The following is a 16,872-nucleotide window of genomic DNA, read 5'->3' on the forward strand; positions in this document are numbered from 1 at the left end:
CTTCCCTAGGCTCGACCCATGACTGATTCACAACGCACCCCCACGCCGATCGACACGATCGCCGACGCGTGGGTGGACACTCTGGCCGAGCGGGAGCCGACGCTGGCCACCTACATCGGACGCACCGAGTTCAACGACCGCTTCGGCGACCTGAGCCCCGAGGGCGCGAACGAGCTCGCCGACCAGGCCCGGGCCACCAAGGCGGCACTCGAGAACGCGACGCCGGTCGATGCGATCGACGAGGTCACGAGAATGGACCTCGGCCGCGAGCTCGACCTGCACCTGGAGCTGCACGCGGCGCAGACGCACCTGCGCGACGTGAACGTCATCGCCTCTCCCGCACAGGACCTGCGCCAGGCATTCGACCTCATGCCGACCGCGACCGTGGAGGACTGGTCGACGATCTCCACCCGTCTGAAGGCTCTTCCGGGCGCCATCGACGGCTACGTCGCGACGCTCCGCGAGGGCATCGCGCGAGGGATCGTGCCCGCCCGCCGTCAGGTCGTCGAGGTCGCCACCCAGATCGCGCGGTACACCTCCGACACCGGTTTCTTCGCGGAATTCGTGGGGGAGGCCGCCCCCGAGGAGGGGCAGCTGCCCGCGTCGCTCGCCCGCGACCTCGATCAGAACGCCGGCGCCGCGCGTGTCGCGTACGACGCTCTGGCATCCTTCCTCACGTCCGAGCTGGCCCCCGCGGCGGGCGAGACCGACGGCGTCGGCCGAGAACTGTACGCGTTGCATTCGCGGCGGTTCCTCGGCGCGACGATCGACCTCGACGAGACGTACGAGTGGGGCGTCGAAGAGCTCGCCCGCATGGTCGCCGAGCAGGAGTCGATCGCGAACGAGATCCTCCCCGGCGCCACGGTCGAAGAGGCCGTCGCTTTCCTCGAGCAGGACGAGTCGCGCAAGCTCCACGGCACCGCGGCCCTCCAGGAGTGGATGCAGCGCACCAGCGACCGCGCGGTGGAGGAGCTGGGGCGCACCCACTTCGACATCGCCGACCCGATCCGGCGCCTGGAATGCATGATCGCCCCCACGAAGGAGGGCGGCATCTACTACACCGGCCCGACGGACGATTTCTCGCGTCCCGGCCGCATGTGGTGGTCGGTGCCCGAGGGCGTCGAGAGCTTCGACACGTGGCGCGAGCTCACGACCGTCTATCACGAGGGCGTTCCGGGCCACCACCTGCAGATCGCGCAGGCGGTGTACAACCGCGGGCAGCTGAACTCGTGGCGCCGCCTCCTCGCGGGCACGAGCGGTCACGCCGAGGGCTGGGCGCTGTACGCCGAGCGTCTCATGGAGCAGCTGGGTTACCTCGACGACCCCGCCGACCGTCTGGGCATGCTGGACGGTCAGCGCATGCGTGCGGCGCGCGTCGTGCTCGACATCGGCGTGCACCTCGGCAAGCCGCGTCTCGACGGCGAGGGGGTCTGGGACCACGAGTATGCGCTGGCGTTCATGCTGCGCAACGTCAACATGCCCGAGGAGTTCGTGAAGTTCGAGGTCAACCGCTATCTCGGGTGGCCGGGGCAGGCCCCGTCCTACAAGGTGGGCCAGCGCATCTGGGAGCAGGTGCGCGACGAGGCGCGCGAGCGCGACGGCGCCGACTTCTCGATGAAGGCGTTCCACACGAAGGCGCTGGGAATCGGCGGCGTCGGCCTGGACACGTTGCGCGCGGCTCTGGCATCCGCGTGATCGGAATCGGGGCGTTCTCGGGAGAGGACGCCCCGATTCTCGGGAATACCACCGGGGGGCATAAAGTTCATTCACCCGAATGCTTCTTTTTCGGCAAGGAGACGCCATGAACGATCGCCCGCTCGAGCTCGGACTCGACACCTTCGGAGACATCTCCCGCGGCCCCGACGGGAGCCTGCAGTCCGACGCGCAGACGATCCGCAACGTCGTCGATCAGGCCGTCCTCGCCGACCAGGTGGGCCTGTCGTTCTTCGGCGTGGGGGAGCACCACCGCAAGGACTTCGCCGTCACGAGCCCGGAGATCGTGCTCGCGGCCGCCGCGGCGCGCACGAAGGACATCCACCTCGGCACGGCCGTCACCGTCCTCTCCTCGGATGACCCGGTGCGTGTCTTCGAGCGCTTCGCCACGCTGGATGCCGTCTCGAACGGCCGCGCCGAAGTGATCCTCGGCCGCGGGTCGTTCATCGAGTCGTTCCCGCTGTTCGGCTACGACCTGCGGGACTACGAGCAGCTGTTCGAGGAGAAGCTGGAGCTGTTCTCGCTGCTCCTCGACGAGAAGCCGGTGAGCTGGCAGGGACGCACGCGCGCCGCCCTGCAGGACGCCGACGTCTACCCGAAGACCGAGAACGGTCTGAAGGCCTGGGTCGGCGTCGGCGGCTCGCCCGAGTCGGTCGTGCGCGCCGCACGGTACGGGTACGGCCTGGTGCTGGCGATCATCGGCGGCTCGTCCGCCCGCTTCCGCCCCTTCGCCGACCTGTACCGCCGGTCGCTGGACGAGTTCGGCAAGCCGCAGATGCCGATCTCCGTGCACTCGCCCGGGCACATCGCCGAGACCGACCAGCAGGCGTGGGAAGAGGCGTACGAGGGCGTCGCCGAACTCAACAACACGATCGGCCGTGAGCGCGGGTGGCCCGAGTACACCCGCCTGCGGTTCCAGCACGACGTCGGGCCCGAGGGGGCGATGTACATCGGTTCGCCCGAGACGGTCGCCCGAAAGATCGCCGCGACGGTTCGGGCGCTGGGCAACTCCCGCTTCCAGTTGAAGTTCGCCAGCGGCTCGATCTCGCACGACCGGCTGATGTCGAGCATCGAGCTGTACGGCACGCGCGTCCTCCCGCTCGTGCACGAGATGCTCGCCGAGTCCGAGACCGCCGGCATCCGGTGACGACCTCGACCGACGTCGCGCGCATCGCGGACCGCCTCGACGCCCTCCCGTTCACACGACGCCATGCCCGCGTGCTCGGCGGGTCGGGTCTCGGGTGGGCGCTGGATGCCATGGACGTCGGGCTCATCTCGTTCGTCATCGCCGCGCTCGCCGCGCAGTGGCAGCTGGCTCCGACCGAGGCATCCTGGATCGCCTCCGCCGGGTTCGCCGGGATGGCGATCGGAGCGAGCCTCGGGGGCCTCCTGGCGGACCGATTCGGGCGGCGCCACGTCTTCGCCCTGACGCTGCTCGTCTACGGCGTCGCGACGGGCGCGAGCGCGCTCGTCGGGGGCCTTGCGGCGCTGCTCGTGCTGCGGTTCGTCGTGGGCCTGGGCCTCGGCGCCGAACTGCCGGTCGCGTCGACGTACGTGAGCGAGTTCGCCCCGGCCCGCATGCGTGGACGCGTGATCGTCTTCCTCGAGGCGTTCTGGGCGATCGGATGGACGGCCGCGGCACTGATCGGCTACCTCGTCGTCCCGGCATCCGCCGACGGGTGGCGCTGGGCGTTCGCGCTCGGTGCGATCCCCGCGGCCTACGCCCTCGTCGTGCGGTGGGGGCTTCCCGAGTCGCCCCGGTGGCTCGCGAGCCGGGGGAGGGATGCCGAGGCCTCGGCGATCGTGAGCGACTTCGAGGCCGCGGCGGGACGTGTGTCGTTCGCTCCCGCGCCGACCGAGTTCGGCGAGGAGCACCGGGTCCGGCGCGCGCGGGTGGCTGCTCTGTGGGCCCCGCGTCTGCGACGGCGGACGACGGCGCTGTGGGTGCTGTGGTTCTGCGTCAACTTCTCGTACTACGGGGCGTTCATCTGGATCCCGACGATCCTCGTGTCGCAGGGGTACGACCTGGTCCGCTCGTTCGGTTTCACGCTCATCATCACGCTCGCGCAACTCCCCGGCTACGCGGTGGCCGCGTGGCTCATCGAGGCCTGGGGCCGTCGGGCGACCCTCGCGACCTTCCTCGCCGGGTCTGCGGTGGCGGCGGTGTTCTTCGGGACCGCGTCGGGTGAGGTCGCGATCATCGCGGCAGGCATGGCGCTGTCGTTCTTCAACCTCGGCGCCTGGGGCGCCCTGTACGCCGCGACGCCCGAGACGTACCCGACCCCGCTGCGGGCGACGGGGGCGGGCTGGGCCGCCGGGGTGGGGCGCATCGCGTCGATCCTCGCACCCCTCAGCGTCCCGCCCCTGCTGGGCATGGGCGGCGCTCCGCTGCTCTTCGTCGTGTTCGCCGCGTTCTTCGTCGTCGCCGTCGTCGCGGCGCTGCTCCTCCGCGAGCAGCGCGGGCGCGCCCTCGCAGAGGACTGACGCACTTCGTCCCCAGCGTGGCTGGTTCGGGCGCATTTCGTGCTGCGGGGCGCGCATCGTCCGCCCCGATGCACGGATCGCGCCCCGAATCTCGGCATTCACGCTCGACGTCCGGGGCGTTCTCCCGCGCGTAGGCTGGCGGGATGGCATCCGTGCGGTACGTCGCGATCGGCGACTCGTTCACCGAAGGCGTCGGCGACGAACTCCCCGACGGCACCGTCCGGGGCTGGGCGGATCTCGCGGCGCAGGGGTGGGCGGATGCCACCGGCGAGCCGATTCAGTACGCGAACCTCGCGATCCGCGGCAAGCTCGTGCAGCCGATCGTCGACGAACAGCTCGAGCCGGCGCTCGCTCTGAAGCCGACGCACCTGTCGTTCAACGGCGGAGGGAACGACATGCTGCGGCCCCGCACGGGCGTCGAGCGGATCGTCGACGTCTTCGAGCACGTGCTCCGCCGCTGCGACGACGAGGGAGTGCGGCTCATCGTCCTCTCCGGCGCGAATCCCTCGGCGGGCCTGCCGCTCGGCCGGGTCGTCCAGAGCCGAGGCGACCGTTTGTCGCACGCGGTCGAGGAACGGCTCGGGTCGCGGCCCGACCTCATCAGGGCGTACAACTGGTTCGACCGCGAGCTCGCGGGGCCGGAGTTCTGGTCGGTCGACCGGCTCCACATGAACGCCCGCGGCCACCACCGCGTGGCCGCCCGCGTCCTGGAGTCCGTCGGCCTCACGGCGCCGGGGGAGTGGTGGCATCTCCCCGAGATCCCCGAGACCCAGCGCCTGAAGGGCACGGCCTACTACCGCGAGCACGTCGCTCCGTGGGTCCGCCGCCGCCTCACCGGAACATCGTCGGGCGATGGCCGCGCCGCGAAGTTCGGCGGGGGCTGGACCGAGCTGACCCCGCTTTCGGCCTGATCCGTCAGCGCGCGCCACTTCCGCCGACGACGAACTCGCCGAGCACCGTCCGCCCGTCCGAGGCGAATACGGGGATCGCGACGGATCGCCCGGCGTGCTCCTCCTGCCAGGCGAGCGCGTCGGCGGGGGAGCGGAACGACCGCGCGGCCGTCGTCCCGTCCGCGTCCTCCAGATCGGTCCGCCGCACGTATCCTTCGCTCCCGTTCGTGGCGACGACCGCCACGAGGTCGGGAGTCTCGCCGGCGACGATCGAGCCGAACGTCTCGCCGTCGGCATTGGTCTCCAGCGGCAGCGTCTCGCGTGACACGTACCGGCCCGTCATCGCCCAACGGACCCCGTCCTCGGCGATGACCTCGAGGTGCGTCGGGTCCACGGCGTCCAGCGCGACGGTCCACGATGCGGCCCCGTCCTCGGGCGTCTCGCACACCATGGACCCCGTACCGGGCAGATCGAACGCGCCCGCGTCCCGGCACCGCACGGTCAGTGCGACGTCGGTGGCGCCGGCGGGCACCGGGCCCAGATCGAGAGCTCCGACCCCCGCCGCCTCGATCGACCGCTCCACACCGAGCACCGTGTCCTGCGGCGCGCCGGGAAGCGAGAGAACCCCGGATGCCACGGCCGCCGACGTTCCCCCCAGGAGAAGGACGACAGACGCTCCCGTCGCCCACACGCCCCACCGTCGGCGACGACGGAGGGAGCGGGCCTCGGCGACCAGGTGCGCGCGCAGAGCGGAGGAGAAGGCAGGGGAGAGCGACGGGGTGTTCATGATGGCTCCGTGAGGTACTCGGCGCGGGTATGTGCCCCGAGGTCGTGCCGGAGCGAGGCGCGGATGCGGTGGAGGCGGACCCGCGCCGCCCCCGGGGTGAGGCCGACCAGCGCGGCCGCGTCGGCGACCTCGAGGTCGCCGAGGGCGACCAGCGCCAAGAGCCGCGCGTCGGGGGCCCGCAGGCGCGCGATGGCCGCAACCAGCACGGCATCCAGCGGATCCGGGGAGGATCGCTGACGACGCGGTCTCGCGGCAGCGCCGCGAGGACCGCCTGATAGCGGCGACGCGATCGCGTCAGGTTCCGCGCACAGTTCGTCGCCGTCAGGAGCAGCCAGGGGAGGACAGAGCCGTCCACGAGGCGAACAGCACCCCGCCGGCGCCAGAGCTCCAGGAATGCCGCCGCCAGGACGTCCTCCGCGTCCGCGATGTGCGGGACCAGCCGGTAGGCGTGGCGGAAGACGCGGTCACGATGCCGGTCGAACACCACACCGAACGCGTCGCCGTCTCCGGCGAGCGCGTCGCGCCACAGGTCGGCGTCGCTGTCGAGGTTCCCCATGCTCTGTGATGTCCGGTCGAGGTGCGCGCGTTACATCGAGGCTGACAATCGATACGCCAGGTCAGTCGAGCACGATGGACTGGAGCGTGATCGGCCCCGGACACGGACCGGGGTCATCGCGGGTGAAGGGAATCTCACGCCACTCGTCACGGACGGTCGCGCCCGTCGCATCCCGGATCACCAGTCGGACGCCCGCGCCGGGATCCACCCCGTCGACGTTCTGCGAGGAGTACGGGGGCGCGTCCGGAATCCTCCATACGCCGGGTTCGGCGGGGGCGATCGCGGCCGCCTCGCAGTCCTTCCCGAGGCAGGCGGCGAGCGAACCGTCGCCTATGAGCGTCGGATCGACCTCGACGACCACCGGTCCCGAGATGGGGTACATGATGGCGGGGCAGGCGATCCCGGGCGGAACGCATCCGGCGAGCGTCACGCAGCCGACGACCAGTGCGGCGGCGGCGATCGGACGCGACATCATGGCCCGAACCTACCCGACGCCGTTTCGATGGCACCGGCCACGCGGTCGCATCAGGACACGGAGTACACCAGCTCCACGAACTGTCCCGCGGTTCTCGCGTCGACGAGGGTCAATCGATCGGCGCCCAGGACCCGGGGGAGCAGCGGCTTCCCCGACCCGAGCGTCACCGGCGCGATGGACACCCGGATCTCGTCGAGCAGTCCCGCGTCAGCGAACTGGCCCGCGAGGTCGCCACCACCGACGATCCACACGTCGCCCGCACCTGCGGCGTCGCGAATCTCGTCGATGTGCTCGCGCACACCGCCCTCCACGTGGCGGATGTCGGCACCGGGGACGCGGGGGAGCGCCCTCGACGAGAACACGAACGTCGGTCGCGTTCCGTAGTACCCCGCCCACTTCTCCGGGGCGTCGAACAGTCCCTCGTGCCGCAGCATCCATTCGTACGTCGCCGAACCCATGACAAGTGCCCCGACGTCGGCGAGGAAACCGGCGAAAGCGGCCTCTGCCTCGTCGGCACCGGGAACCGCGAACAGCCAGTCGAGCGAGTCGTCGTCGGTCGCGAGGTAGCCGTCGAGGGTCGTGGCGGTGTGGAAGATCGCTCGGGTCATGTGCCGCACGGTAGCGGCGACCTCCGACATCGGAGGCGGGAGTTGCATTCCGGATTTATCTCAATAATTATTGAGCAATGTCCGGTCCCTCCCTGGAGCTCCGCGCCGCGCGGCACGCCGCGCTCGCGGATCCCGCGCGCCTGCGCCTGGTCGACGCCCTCGCCCTCGGCGACCGGGCGCCGCACGAGCTGGGGGAGCGCCTGGGACTGGCATCCAATCTGCTCGCCCACCACCTCAAGGTGCTCGAGACGTCCGGGCTCATCGAGCGTCGCCGCTCCGAAGGGGACGGGCGGCGCAGCTACGTGCGTCTCGTCACCGACGCGATGCCCGCGGAAGCGAGCGACCTCGAGCTCCGGGCACCGCGCGTGCTCTTCGTGTGCACCGCGAACTCCGCCCGGTCGCAGCTCGCCGAGCACGTCTGGCGCGCGCACACCGCGATCGACGCCGCCTCCGCCGGAACGCTGCCGACGGACGGCGTCGCGCCCGGTGCCGTCGCCGTCGCCGCGACCCACGGGCTCGACCTCTCGCAGGCCCACCCGAAGATGCTCGACGACATCGCACACCCCGACGACCTGCGGATCACCGTGTGCGATCGCGCGCGCGAATCCGTGGCATCCACCGATCTGCACTGGTCGATCCCCGACCCCGTGCGCGTGGGGACCCGCGACGCCTTCGCCGCGGCCTTCGACGAGATCTCCCGCCGCATCGACGCCCTGCTCCCGCACGTGCGGGCCGCCTGACCCCGAGGAAGAACCCATGTCCCGTCCCACCGTCCTGTTCGTCTGCGTCCACAACGCCGGCCGGTCGCAGATGGCCGCCGGCTACCTGCAGCACCTCGCGGGCGACCGCATCGACGTGCTGTCCGCCGGCTCCGAGCCCAAGGAGCACATCAACCCCGTCGCGATCGAGGTCATGTCCGAAGAGGGAATCGACATCGCCGGGAACACCCCGAAGATCCTGACGGTGGATGCCGTCCGCGAGTCGGACGTGGTCATCACGATGGGCTGCGGCGACGCGTGCCCGATCTTCCCCGGGAAGCGCTACGAGGACTGGCAGCTGGACGACCCGGCCGGTCAGGACCCCGCGACCGTGCGCCGGATCCGCGACGACATCCGCGGCCGCGTCGAGGCCCTGATCGGCGAACTCACGGGGGCGTGACGCGGACGACACGGCGGGGCGCTACGCTCACGCCATGACCGCACCCGCGGCCCCGCCGCGCACCAACACCCTCGCCCTCGTCGGCTTCATCGCCGCGTTCGTCGTTCCGATCGCCGGCCTCGTGCTCGGCATCCTGGCGCGCAATCAACTGAAGCGGCCCGGCAACGTCGAGACCGGCAGCGGGCTCGCACGCTGGGCGATGATCCTGGGTGCGCTGGGCACGGCGGCGACGCTGATCTTCCTGCTCCTGTGGGTCAGCATCTTCATCAGCGTGATCGGCGGCCACGCCCGCTGACTCGTGACCCGGGACGGGCGTATGTTCGTGCCATGACCCGCATCGCTCTCGTCACCGGTACATCCAGCGGTATCGGCCTGCACACCGCCATCGGCCTCGCCCAGGCCGGCCTCTCCGTCGTCGCCACCGTGCGCGACACCTCACGCGCCGATGCGCTCCGCGACGCCGCCGACCGCGCCGGCGTCTCGCTCGACATCCGCGCGCTCGAGGTCACCGACGCCGACGCCGCGGCGGCCCTCATCGCCGACCTGGGTGTCGTCGACGTCCTCGTCAACAACGCCGGGCGCGGCGCCGTGGGCACCCTCGAACAGCTCTCGGATGCCGACCTCCAGGCGCAGCTCGACACCAACTACCTCTCGGTCGCCCGACTCACGCGACTGGTGCTGCCCGGCATGCGCGAGCGCGGCCACGGCCGCATCGTGACGGTCACCAGCGTCGGGGGAGCGGTGGGCCAGCCCTTCGCCGACGCCTACTGCGGCGCGAAGTTCGCCGTCGAGGGCCTGATGCAGTCGCTCGCGCCGGTCGTCGCGCCGTTCGGCATCGATGTCGCCATCGTCGAGCCCGCGGCCGTGGCGTCGTCGTTCACGGCATCCGTGGACCGTTACGACGGCGGGCCGTACCAGGCGCAGCTCGACGCCTACATCCAGCGGACGACCGCGTCGTTCGCTCAGGCGCAGGCGGCCGAGGATGCCGCGAAGACCGTCGTGGAGGCCGCGACCACCGAGACCCCGAAGTTCCGCTGGCAGACGTCGGAGGCCGCGGTCCGGTTCGCCGGCCTCTCGCTCGGCGACCTGGACGGGTCGCGCGTGCTCGGTGTGACGTCCGAGTGGATCCGCTGACCGCCCGCTCGTCCGACGTCACCCGCGTCTGGCTCGAGACGTGGGAGTGGGAATGCTGCGGCGAGCCGTTCGGGATCGGCGACGAGGTCGATCTGCTTCTCCTCACCCGCACACCGTCGGCCGCTTTCGTCGAGAGTGTGGGCCTCGAACTGGCGGCGACCGTCGACGCGATCGAATCCCACCACCAGGAGACACCATCCACCCCGGAGGACCGTGTGCGAGGTCGGGTGCGCGGCATCCACGCGGTCGTTCAGGAACACCTCGCAACGCGGCACCTCCGCCGACCGGGCTTCGGTGCGCCTCCGGATGCCGAGATGCCCGCGGAGGGGGAGGACTGGCCGTTCCAAGGGCGAGACCTCGGCAACGGCTTCATGATCGGTTCGCGCCCGACGAAGTGGATGATCGAGAGCGTGCCGGTTCCGGGCGCGGTCACTCTCGTCCCGCGGGATCGCGTTCCCTCGAGGTCGTCGAACGCGAACGCTGCGTCCGTCGAGGAATCGGAACCTCCGCTCGAACGGCGCACGACCTCGGTGGTCGCGTGGGTGGTCGACGTCGCGTCGGAGCCGTGAGAACAAGAAGACGACGAAGGGCGGAGACGCTGCGTGGCCACTGATGATCCGGGTCCCGGGATACCGTGAGCGCATGAAGGACTACCGCGTTCAGTTCGCAAACTCATGGTCGGAGAAGAACGGGGACGAGGTGACGGACGAGACGATGTCGCTCGAGGAGGCACGGCGCTGGATCTCGAACCACCCTCAGACCGAGTACGTCATTCTTGAGCGCGAGTCCGACGCGCCGGGGTCCGTATGGTCACTCCTGGAGAGCTGATCGTCCGTGGGGTCGATGTCGCGCGCCCGACGCGAGCTCCGTCCGTCAGGAGGGCCTTCGCCTCGTAACTGACATAATGTGCATTATCGGCTAACGAACCACCTGAGTCGCACCGTGATGAGCGCTGACGAGAAAGGGCTCTACAGTGGGAAGCGGCGTCCCCTAGACCTAGGCCGCTGACTTGTCCCTAGGTCAGGAGCATCATGTTGGAATTTCCCACTTTTCCGTCCCTGTGCGAATGGTTCGTGTCGAAGCTGCCGATACGCCACGCGGCAATTTCGACTCTGGGAGACCCGTTCGAGCTGGACATCGTGAGCGTGAGCGACGCGGTCGCCGCCGAGCTCGAGCAGACGCAGCTCGACTTCGGGGCGGGTCCCTGTTGGGAGGCCAAGGCGGCGGGGGCACCGGTCTTGGTGCATGACTTGCGGCAAGCGTCCCAGCTGTCCTGGCCGGCGCTGCTGACGGCGGCCGAGTCTCATGGGGTTCGTTCGACCTACGCGTTCCCGATGGCGGTGGGTGCGATCGATGTGGGGGTAGTGGACTTGTACGCGACGACGACACATGCTCTGGGTCCGCACGAGGTGCAGAATGCGTGGGCGATGGCCGATGTTGCCGCGGTCCGCGTAGTGGACCACGTTCTCAGCGAGGTGGACTCGCCTGTGGCCGTACGCTCACCGAGGCGATTCCTCCATCAGGCGACGGGGATGGTGATGGCGCAGCTCGGGGTACCGTCCGACGATGCGATGGTCGTGATCCGGGCTCACGCTTTCGCATCCGGTACGTCGATCCCCGATGTGGTGGAGGCCATCATCCGACGCGACATCGACTTTTCGGCATAGTCCGACGTGAATGAAAGTACATTGCCCCTATGACGGATGTATCGCGAGAGAAAGAGCTGGTCGAGACGTTCGTCGAACTCGCTGACACGATGGTCACCGGCTACGACATCGTGGACCTTCTTCACCGACTCGTGACCCGGTGCGCAGACACCCTCAATGTCGCTGACGTGGGCATCCTCATCCCGGATGCGGATGGGACGCTGGAGGTCGTCGCCTCCACCAGTGAGCGCAGCCAGCTGATCAGCCTCCTCCAGCTGAGTGAAGACCAGGGGCCCTGTCTCGACGCGTACCGCCTCGGCGAGCCCGTCACGGTCAGCGACATCGCCGGGATACGGGAACGGTGGCCGAGATTCGCGGGAGCTGCCGGGGAACTCGGCTACCGATGGATGCATGCCATCCCCCTCCGTCTGCGCGAGGACGTCATCGGCTCCCTGAATCTCTTCGGTGATCAGCCGGACGCGTTGACTCCCGACGACGCGCTGGCCGCTCGCGGCCTAGCCGATATTGCGACAATCGGGATTCTGCATGAACGGGCGTTCCGAGAAGCGGATCTCGCCCGGCAACAGCTGCAGCATGCTCTCAACAGCCGCGTGGTCATCGAACAAGCCAAGGGAATATTGTCCCACGTTCATAACATCGATATGGATGCGGCGTTCTCGCTGCTCCGCGAGCGCGCCCGCAGCAATCAGGAGAAGCTCTCCGATGTGGCGCGTCGCGTCGTCAACGATGCGACCGTAGGTCGCCCCACGGGACGGCAAGTGGGCGGCCAAGCCCGCCGTCTCATGGAACAACAGCAGGCATGGAATGATCAGGCGCTCTCCGAGCCGCCGAAGAATCGTCCGGACGACGCGACAGAGGGATGACGGAGCGCCTCCCGCGTCGATCGGGACGGCACCCGCCCGCGTGATCGCCTACATCAGACGGCGAACCGTTTCGGAGGCCCCTCGCTCGGGCGGTCGTGTTCTCCGGAGTGACCGATTCTTGCCACGCAAGGGAGAGAACCGTCGCCGTCATCGTTGCACCGCAACGAACCCACGTCTGCCTCGGCTCCTTGCCACTGGTCACGCAGATCGACGGCACGAGCGGCAGCGTTGCGCAGCTTCAACTCCGCCAGTTCTTGCTCAGCGAGCCGAGCTCGGTTGCGGGCGTCGACGTACAGCGCGAGAGCTTCGGCCGCGCGTTCGCAGGCCGCCTCGAATTGTTCAGCGGTGACGGTGGGGTACTCGGTTGTCATCTTTCAACCTCCGGTCGCGGGCTCGGTCGCTCACGACGGTTGCGGAGCGGCATCGAGCTGATTCCCCTTCAGCGGTCGCAGCATCTCCCCGCACTGGACGCCGACACCTTAGGGCGCCTAGCGAACCGCAAAAACGTGCCGAGCGAAAGTGGTACGGCCGAATCATGCGTTTAGTGAACACCGAAGTCGCCCTCGCGGCGTGACGAGAGACCGTCACCTACCGGTGCAGCAGGCCCAACTCCGACGACCTGACACGGGTGGTTGCCCGTCGCTCAGGGGGGGTGAGAGCACCGACCTCCCCCACAGGACGAAGGTCCCGATCGCGCCGACGGCAGCGACGTACGTTCCACGTGAGGGTCATGCGACCGGATCCGCATCGCGTCGAGGAGGATCACCGTGGAACACGTGCTGTTGGGTTTCGAAGGCAGCGAAGCGTCCATCGCAGCACTGGAGTGGGTCGCGGAACGCGCCCGGCACGTGCCGTCGCACGTGACGCTGACCACCGTCGCCGAGTACTTCGAGTCCGAACGCGAGCTGCAGCGCGTCGCGCAGCACGGCGCCGACCTGCTCCGCCGCCGGGCGACGTCCGCGACCGTCGAGACACGGGTCCTCCGCGGATGGATGCCGGAGACCTTGCTCGACAGCGACCGCGTCGCCGATCTGGTGGTCATCGGGTCGCACCTGTACGCGCCGGTCCGCTCCATGCTCAAGGGCTGGGTTCCGCTCCGTGTGAGCGTCCGATCTGCGGTGCCGTCCTGCATCGTCCCGGCCGGGTGGCACGACCGCCCCGGACCGGTCGTCGTCGGGTACGACGGCGACGGCTCCGCGGACGCGGCGCTGCGCTTCGCGGCATCCGAGGCCGCGCGGACGAAGCGCACGCTGCTGATCGTCCACGCGTGGACGGTGGCCCCGCTCGGCCCGCGGAACGAAGCCGAGCACCGGGCGGTGGTGGACCGCGCGATCCTCGCCGTCGCGCGCACGTATCCCGGGCTGCACGTCGAGCACGTCCTGATGGCCGACGACCCGGCCCTCGTCCTGGAATCGCTGGCGCGGGAGGCATCCCTCGTCGTCATCGGCAGCCATCACCACGGTGCCCTCGCGGGCGGTCTGCTCGGCACCGTCGCGTGGTACCTCGTCGGAGCCATGGCCGCTCCCCTGTGCGTCGTGCCGCCCGAGTCCCTCACTCCCCTGGACGCGCCCGCCCCTGCCGCACCGGCGGGCGTCACCGCCCCGGTATGACCCCATCGGCATACGTCCTCCCCCGTCCGCAGAGTTCCGTCGGCGGCACACCGCAGCGCGGCGTTCTTCCTCCGAAGCTCCTCCTCGCACTGTCGAGCGTCGTCCTGGTCGTCACGGCGTGGCTGTGCGGGCGGCCCGATGTCGCGCAGGCGTGCGCCGCGACGTACGCGGTGACTCTGGCCGCGCTGTCGGGCATCGAGTCGGTCCGGCGTCTGGCCCGGCGGCAGTTCGGGGTCGACATCCTCGCGACCGTCGCGATCGTGGCGGCGCTCCTGGCATCCGAGGTGTGGGCCGCGTTCATCGTCGGGCTCATGCTCGCGACGGGCGAAGGCCTGGAGAAGTACGCGAACTGGCGTGCCCGCAAAGACCTGCGGCACCTGCTCTCGACCGTTCCCACGCGGGCACTCGTCGTCGGCGCGGACGGTGCGCCCGAGGAGGTCCGCATCGCGTCGGTCCGCGTCGGCGACATCGTCCTGGTGCGTCAGGGCGAGGTCGTCCCGGTCGACGCCGTGCTCCTGGACGAAACGGCGACGCTCGACGAGTCCTCGCTGACGGGCGAGAGCCTCCCCGTCGAGGCGACACGCGATCAGACGATCGCCTCCGGGGCGGTGAACCTGTCCGGCCTCGCGCGGATGCGGGCTGTCCGCGTCGAAGCCGACAGCCAGTACCAGCGCATCGTCGAGCTCGTCGCCCACGCCGCGAATGCCAAAGCACCGACGGTGCGGCTGGCCGATCGCGTCGCCGGGCCGTTCACCCTCGCCGCGCTGGCCATCTCCGCGGCCGCCGGCGCGCTCAGCGGCGACTGGGCACGCGCCGTCGCCGTGCTGGTCGTCGCCACCCCCTGCCCGTTGATCATCGCGGCCCCGGTCGCGTTCGCCGGCGGGATCAGCCGCGCCGCGCGGGAGAGGATCATCGTCCGCAGCGGTGCGGCGCTGGAGATGCTGTCGCGCTCGCGCACCATCGCCTTCGACAAGACCGGAACCCTCACCTCCGGATCCGCGTCGGTCGTCGACGTGCGCTCCCGGTCCGCCGTGGCGCCGGAGCGGCTGCTGATGCTCGCGGCCGCGGCCGACAGCGTCTCCTCCCACGTCTACGCCGAGGCACTCCGGCGGGCGGCGTCGCAGCACCCCACCCCGAGCGCGGCGACGGAGACCCCCGGAGCCGGAGTGGATGCCATGGTCGAGGGGCATCACGTCGTCCTGGGCCGCGCACCCTTCGTGCGGCGCGGAGCGCCCACCGGCGCGGACGACAGCGCCCCCACGGAGGGACGGTCGGTCGTGTTCGTGCGGGTCGACGACGGCCCTGTCGACGAGATCGTCCTCGCGGATCCGCCGCGCCCGGGCGCACGCGACACCGTCCGCACGCTCCGGGAGGAGATGGGTCAGCGCGTGCTCATGCTCAGCGGGGACGATGCGGACACCGCCCGGCGCGTCGCGGACGAGATCGGCATCGCCCTGGTCCACGCACCCTGCACGCCCGAGGAGAAGGTCGCACTGGTTCGCGCTCAGACGGATCGCCCCGCGGTGATGGTGGGCGACGGGATCAACGACGCCCCCGTCCTCGCGAGCGCGGACGTCGGCATCGCGCTCGGCGGTCGTCGCGCGACGCTGGCCAGCGAGGCGGCCGACATCGTCCTCCTCCGCGACGACATCGCCGACGTCGTCCGCGCGCGCCGGTACGCCGTACGGACCGTCACGGTCGCCCGGCAGAGCATCGTGCTCGGCGTGGCGATGAGCGTCGTGCTGATGATGATCGCCGCGTTCGGCCTGCTCCCCGCCCTCGCCGGCGCCTGGCTGCAAGAGGTCGTGGATCTCTCGACCATCCTCTGGGCGCTCCGCACCGCGGTCCCCCCGGGCGGAGAGGGGCCGCGCGCCTCGCACGAGTAGGCTCGCCTCGATGGAATCGCGACGTCGCCCCCGCGACGCGCGGGCCTGCCCGGGAGTGCTCGCGTGAGCGGCATCCTCACAGGCTTCACCGTCATCGGACTCGCCGTGGTCGTCGGCTACGTCATCGCGCGCATCGATCTGCTCGGGCCGCACGCCCGCCCGGTGCTCAGTCGCCTGACGTTCTTCGTGCTGTCGCCGTTCCTGCTGTTCGTCGTGCTGGCACGCGCCGACGTCACGACGCTGTTCTCGGCGCTGCTGCCGGTGTCGATGATCACCGCGGCGGTCATCATCCTCGGCTACGCGCTGGTGTCCCGGTTCGTCCTCCGCCGCCGCACGGCCGAGACGGTCATCGGCTCGCTGTCGGCGGGCCAGGTGAACAGCAACAACATCGGCATCCCGATCTCGCTCTACATGCTGGGCGATGCGGCCTACTCGGCGCCCGTCATCCTGTTCCAGCTGCTGGTGCTCATGCCCATCGCCCTCGGCATCCTGGATGCCGCGACCTCCGGCTCGCGTTCCCCGCGACGCATCCTCACGCAGACGGCGAAGAACCCCATGCTCATCGGGTCGGCGCTCGGTGTGCTCGTGGCGGTGCTCGGCATCCATCTCCCGTCGATCGTGATGGACCCGCTCGCGTTCTTCGCCGCGGCGTGCGTGCCGATCCTGCTCATGTCGTACGGGATGTCGCTGTACGGGCAGCGTGTGCTGACCGAGCCGGGTCGCCGGGTCGACGTGGTCATCGCGTCGATCCTCAAGCTCGTCGTGATGCCGGCGGTCGCGTGGGTCGTGGCGCTGGCGTTCGCGTTGCCGGCGGATCAGGTCCTGATCGTCGTGACGCTGGCCGCGCTCCCGACGGCGCAGAACGTCTTCAACTTCGCGCAGCGCTACGGGGTCGGCGAGATCCTGGCCCGCGACGTCGTGTTCATCTCCACCCTCGGGTGTCTCCCTATGCTGTTCGGAGTCGCCCTGTTACTGGGCTGAGACCGCTCCCCCACAACATTCACTCCAGGGTCTAGGGTGAGGCTTGAAGCTCTCAGCGTT

Annotated in this window: 20 protein-coding genes and 1 pseudogene; 15 read left to right on the forward strand and 6 right to left on the reverse strand. The window is 70.1% G+C overall.

Annotation, left to right across the window (positions count from 1 at the left end):
- Window positions 1–18 precede the first annotated feature (18 nt).
- The 4 genes from BW982_RS02655 (at window position 19) to BW982_RS02670 (ending at window position 5,108) form a co-directional block, all read left to right on the forward strand.
- Window positions 19–1,695 (forward strand): DUF885 domain-containing protein, encoded by a 1,677-nt coding sequence (locus BW982_RS02655; protein WP_076490533.1) that lies wholly within the window; start codon window positions 19–21, stop codon window positions 1,693–1,695.
- A gap of 106 nt (window positions 1,696–1,801) precedes the next feature.
- On the forward strand, window positions 1,802–2,860 hold the full coding sequence (locus BW982_RS02660; RefSeq protein WP_076490534.1) for an LLM class flavin-dependent oxidoreductase: 1,059 nt from the start codon (window positions 1,802–1,804) through the stop codon (window positions 2,858–2,860).
- A complete protein-coding gene (locus BW982_RS02665) occupies window positions 2,857–4,197 on the forward strand; it encodes an MFS transporter (protein ID WP_076490535.1) in 1,341 nt (446 codons plus the stop codon). Before BW982_RS02660 ends, BW982_RS02665 begins: the two co-directional genes overlap by 4 nt.
- A gap of 143 nt (window positions 4,198–4,340) precedes the next feature.
- Window positions 4,341–5,108 carry an SGNH/GDSL hydrolase family protein gene (locus BW982_RS02670; protein WP_175611012.1) on the forward strand — a complete coding sequence of 256 codons (768 nt, stop codon included), beginning with the start codon at window positions 4,341–4,343 and terminating at the stop codon, window positions 5,106–5,108.
- 4 nt (window positions 5,109–5,112) lie between these two features.
- Here BW982_RS02670 and BW982_RS18450 read toward each other — a convergent pair whose 3' ends face one another.
- The 5 genes and pseudogenes from BW982_RS18450 to BW982_RS02690 all read right to left on the reverse strand — a co-directional run bounded on the left by BW982_RS18450 (window position 5,113) and on the right by BW982_RS02690 (window position 7,513).
- On the reverse strand, window positions 5,113–5,874 hold the full coding sequence (locus BW982_RS18450) for a hypothetical protein (RefSeq protein ID WP_076490536.1): 762 nt from the start codon (window positions 5,872–5,874) through the stop codon (window positions 5,113–5,115).
- The gene (locus BW982_RS18455) at window positions 5,871–6,080 is read right to left on the reverse strand and encodes a sigma factor-like helix-turn-helix DNA-binding protein (RefSeq protein WP_254845510.1); all 210 of its coding nucleotides are present in this window, start codon (window positions 6,078–6,080) and stop codon (window positions 5,871–5,873) included. Before BW982_RS18455 ends, BW982_RS18450 begins: the two co-directional genes overlap by 4 nt.
- 131 nt (window positions 6,081–6,211) lie before the next feature.
- Window positions 6,212–6,361, reverse strand: a pseudogene (locus BW982_RS18460) (RNA polymerase sigma factor); the annotation flags it as partial.
- A gap of 130 nt (window positions 6,362–6,491) precedes the next feature.
- Complete coding sequence (locus BW982_RS02685) at window positions 6,492–6,905, reverse strand: hypothetical protein (RefSeq protein ID WP_076490537.1); 414 nt, start codon at window positions 6,903–6,905, stop codon at window positions 6,492–6,494.
- A gap of 50 nt (window positions 6,906–6,955) precedes the next feature.
- Entirely contained in the window at window positions 6,956–7,513 is a 558-nt protein-coding gene (locus BW982_RS02690; RefSeq protein ID WP_076491782.1) for a dihydrofolate reductase family protein, read from the reverse strand.
- Between the two features lie 77 nt (window positions 7,514–7,590).
- Here BW982_RS02690 and BW982_RS02695 point away from each other — a divergent pair, with 77 nt between their 5' ends.
- The 8 genes from BW982_RS02695 to BW982_RS02730 all read left to right on the forward strand — a co-directional run bounded on the left by BW982_RS02695 (window position 7,591) and on the right by BW982_RS02730 (window position 12,335).
- Window positions 7,591–8,253, forward strand: coding sequence for an arsenate reductase/protein-tyrosine-phosphatase family protein (locus BW982_RS02695; RefSeq protein ID WP_076490538.1), 663 nt, complete (start codon window positions 7,591–7,593; stop codon window positions 8,251–8,253).
- A 16-nt stretch (window positions 8,254–8,269) separates the two neighbouring features.
- On the forward strand, window positions 8,270–8,671 hold the full coding sequence (locus BW982_RS02700) for an arsenate reductase ArsC (protein ID WP_076490539.1): 402 nt from the start codon (window positions 8,270–8,272) through the stop codon (window positions 8,669–8,671).
- Between the two features lie 34 nt (window positions 8,672–8,705).
- Window positions 8,706–8,966, forward strand: a complete 261-nt coding sequence (locus tag BW982_RS02705; RefSeq protein WP_076490540.1) for a DUF4190 domain-containing protein — start codon at window positions 8,706–8,708, stop codon at window positions 8,964–8,966.
- 32 nt (window positions 8,967–8,998) lie between these two features.
- Window positions 8,999–9,805 carry an SDR family NAD(P)-dependent oxidoreductase gene (locus BW982_RS02710; RefSeq protein WP_076490541.1) on the forward strand — a complete coding sequence of 269 codons (807 nt, stop codon included), beginning with the start codon at window positions 8,999–9,001 and terminating at the stop codon, window positions 9,803–9,805.
- Entirely contained in the window at window positions 9,793–10,374 is a 582-nt protein-coding gene (locus BW982_RS02715) for a DUF6578 domain-containing protein (RefSeq protein ID WP_076490542.1), read from the forward strand. The genes BW982_RS02710 and BW982_RS02715 overlap by 13 nt, the downstream gene beginning before the upstream one ends.
- A 73-nt stretch (window positions 10,375–10,447) precedes the next feature.
- Window positions 10,448–10,633: a hypothetical protein gene (locus tag BW982_RS02720; RefSeq protein WP_139327305.1), complete on the forward strand. Its 186-nt coding sequence runs from the start codon at window positions 10,448–10,450 to the stop codon at window positions 10,631–10,633.
- A 203-nt stretch (window positions 10,634–10,836) separates the two neighbouring features.
- The gene (locus BW982_RS02725) at window positions 10,837–11,472 is read left to right on the forward strand and encodes a GAF and ANTAR domain-containing protein (RefSeq protein WP_076490544.1); all 636 of its coding nucleotides are present in this window, start codon (window positions 10,837–10,839) and stop codon (window positions 11,470–11,472) included.
- A 29-nt stretch (window positions 11,473–11,501) separates the two neighbouring features.
- A complete protein-coding gene (locus BW982_RS02730) occupies window positions 11,502–12,335 on the forward strand; it encodes a GAF and ANTAR domain-containing protein (protein ID WP_076490545.1) in 834 nt (277 codons plus the stop codon).
- A 53-nt stretch (window positions 12,336–12,388) separates the two neighbouring features.
- Here BW982_RS02730 and BW982_RS17640 read toward each other — a convergent pair whose 3' ends face one another.
- On the reverse strand, window positions 12,389–12,706 hold the full coding sequence (locus BW982_RS17640; protein ID WP_139327306.1) for a hypothetical protein: 318 nt from the start codon (window positions 12,704–12,706) through the stop codon (window positions 12,389–12,391).
- A gap of 396 nt (window positions 12,707–13,102) precedes the next feature.
- Between BW982_RS17640 and BW982_RS02735 the strand changes: the two genes are divergently transcribed.
- From BW982_RS02735 to BW982_RS02745, 3 genes are all read left to right on the forward strand, one after another.
- Complete coding sequence (locus BW982_RS02735) at window positions 13,103–13,945, forward strand: universal stress protein (RefSeq protein WP_076490546.1); 843 nt, start codon at window positions 13,103–13,105, stop codon at window positions 13,943–13,945.
- The gene (locus tag BW982_RS02740) at window positions 13,942–15,831 is read left to right on the forward strand and encodes a heavy metal translocating P-type ATPase (protein WP_083696486.1); all 1,890 of its coding nucleotides are present in this window, start codon (window positions 13,942–13,944) and stop codon (window positions 15,829–15,831) included. The genes BW982_RS02735 and BW982_RS02740 overlap by 4 nt, the downstream gene beginning before the upstream one ends.
- Before the next feature lie 63 nt (window positions 15,832–15,894).
- Complete coding sequence (locus BW982_RS02745; RefSeq protein WP_076490547.1) at window positions 15,895–16,812, forward strand: AEC family transporter; 918 nt, start codon at window positions 15,895–15,897, stop codon at window positions 16,810–16,812.
- The last annotated feature ends 60 nt before the right edge of the window (window positions 16,813–16,872 follow it).

Origin of the sequence: Microbacterium sp. RURRCA19A (genome assembly GCF_900156455.1) — a bacterium.
Taxonomy (GTDB): domain Bacteria; phylum Actinomycetota; class Actinomycetes; order Actinomycetales; family Microbacteriaceae; genus Microbacterium.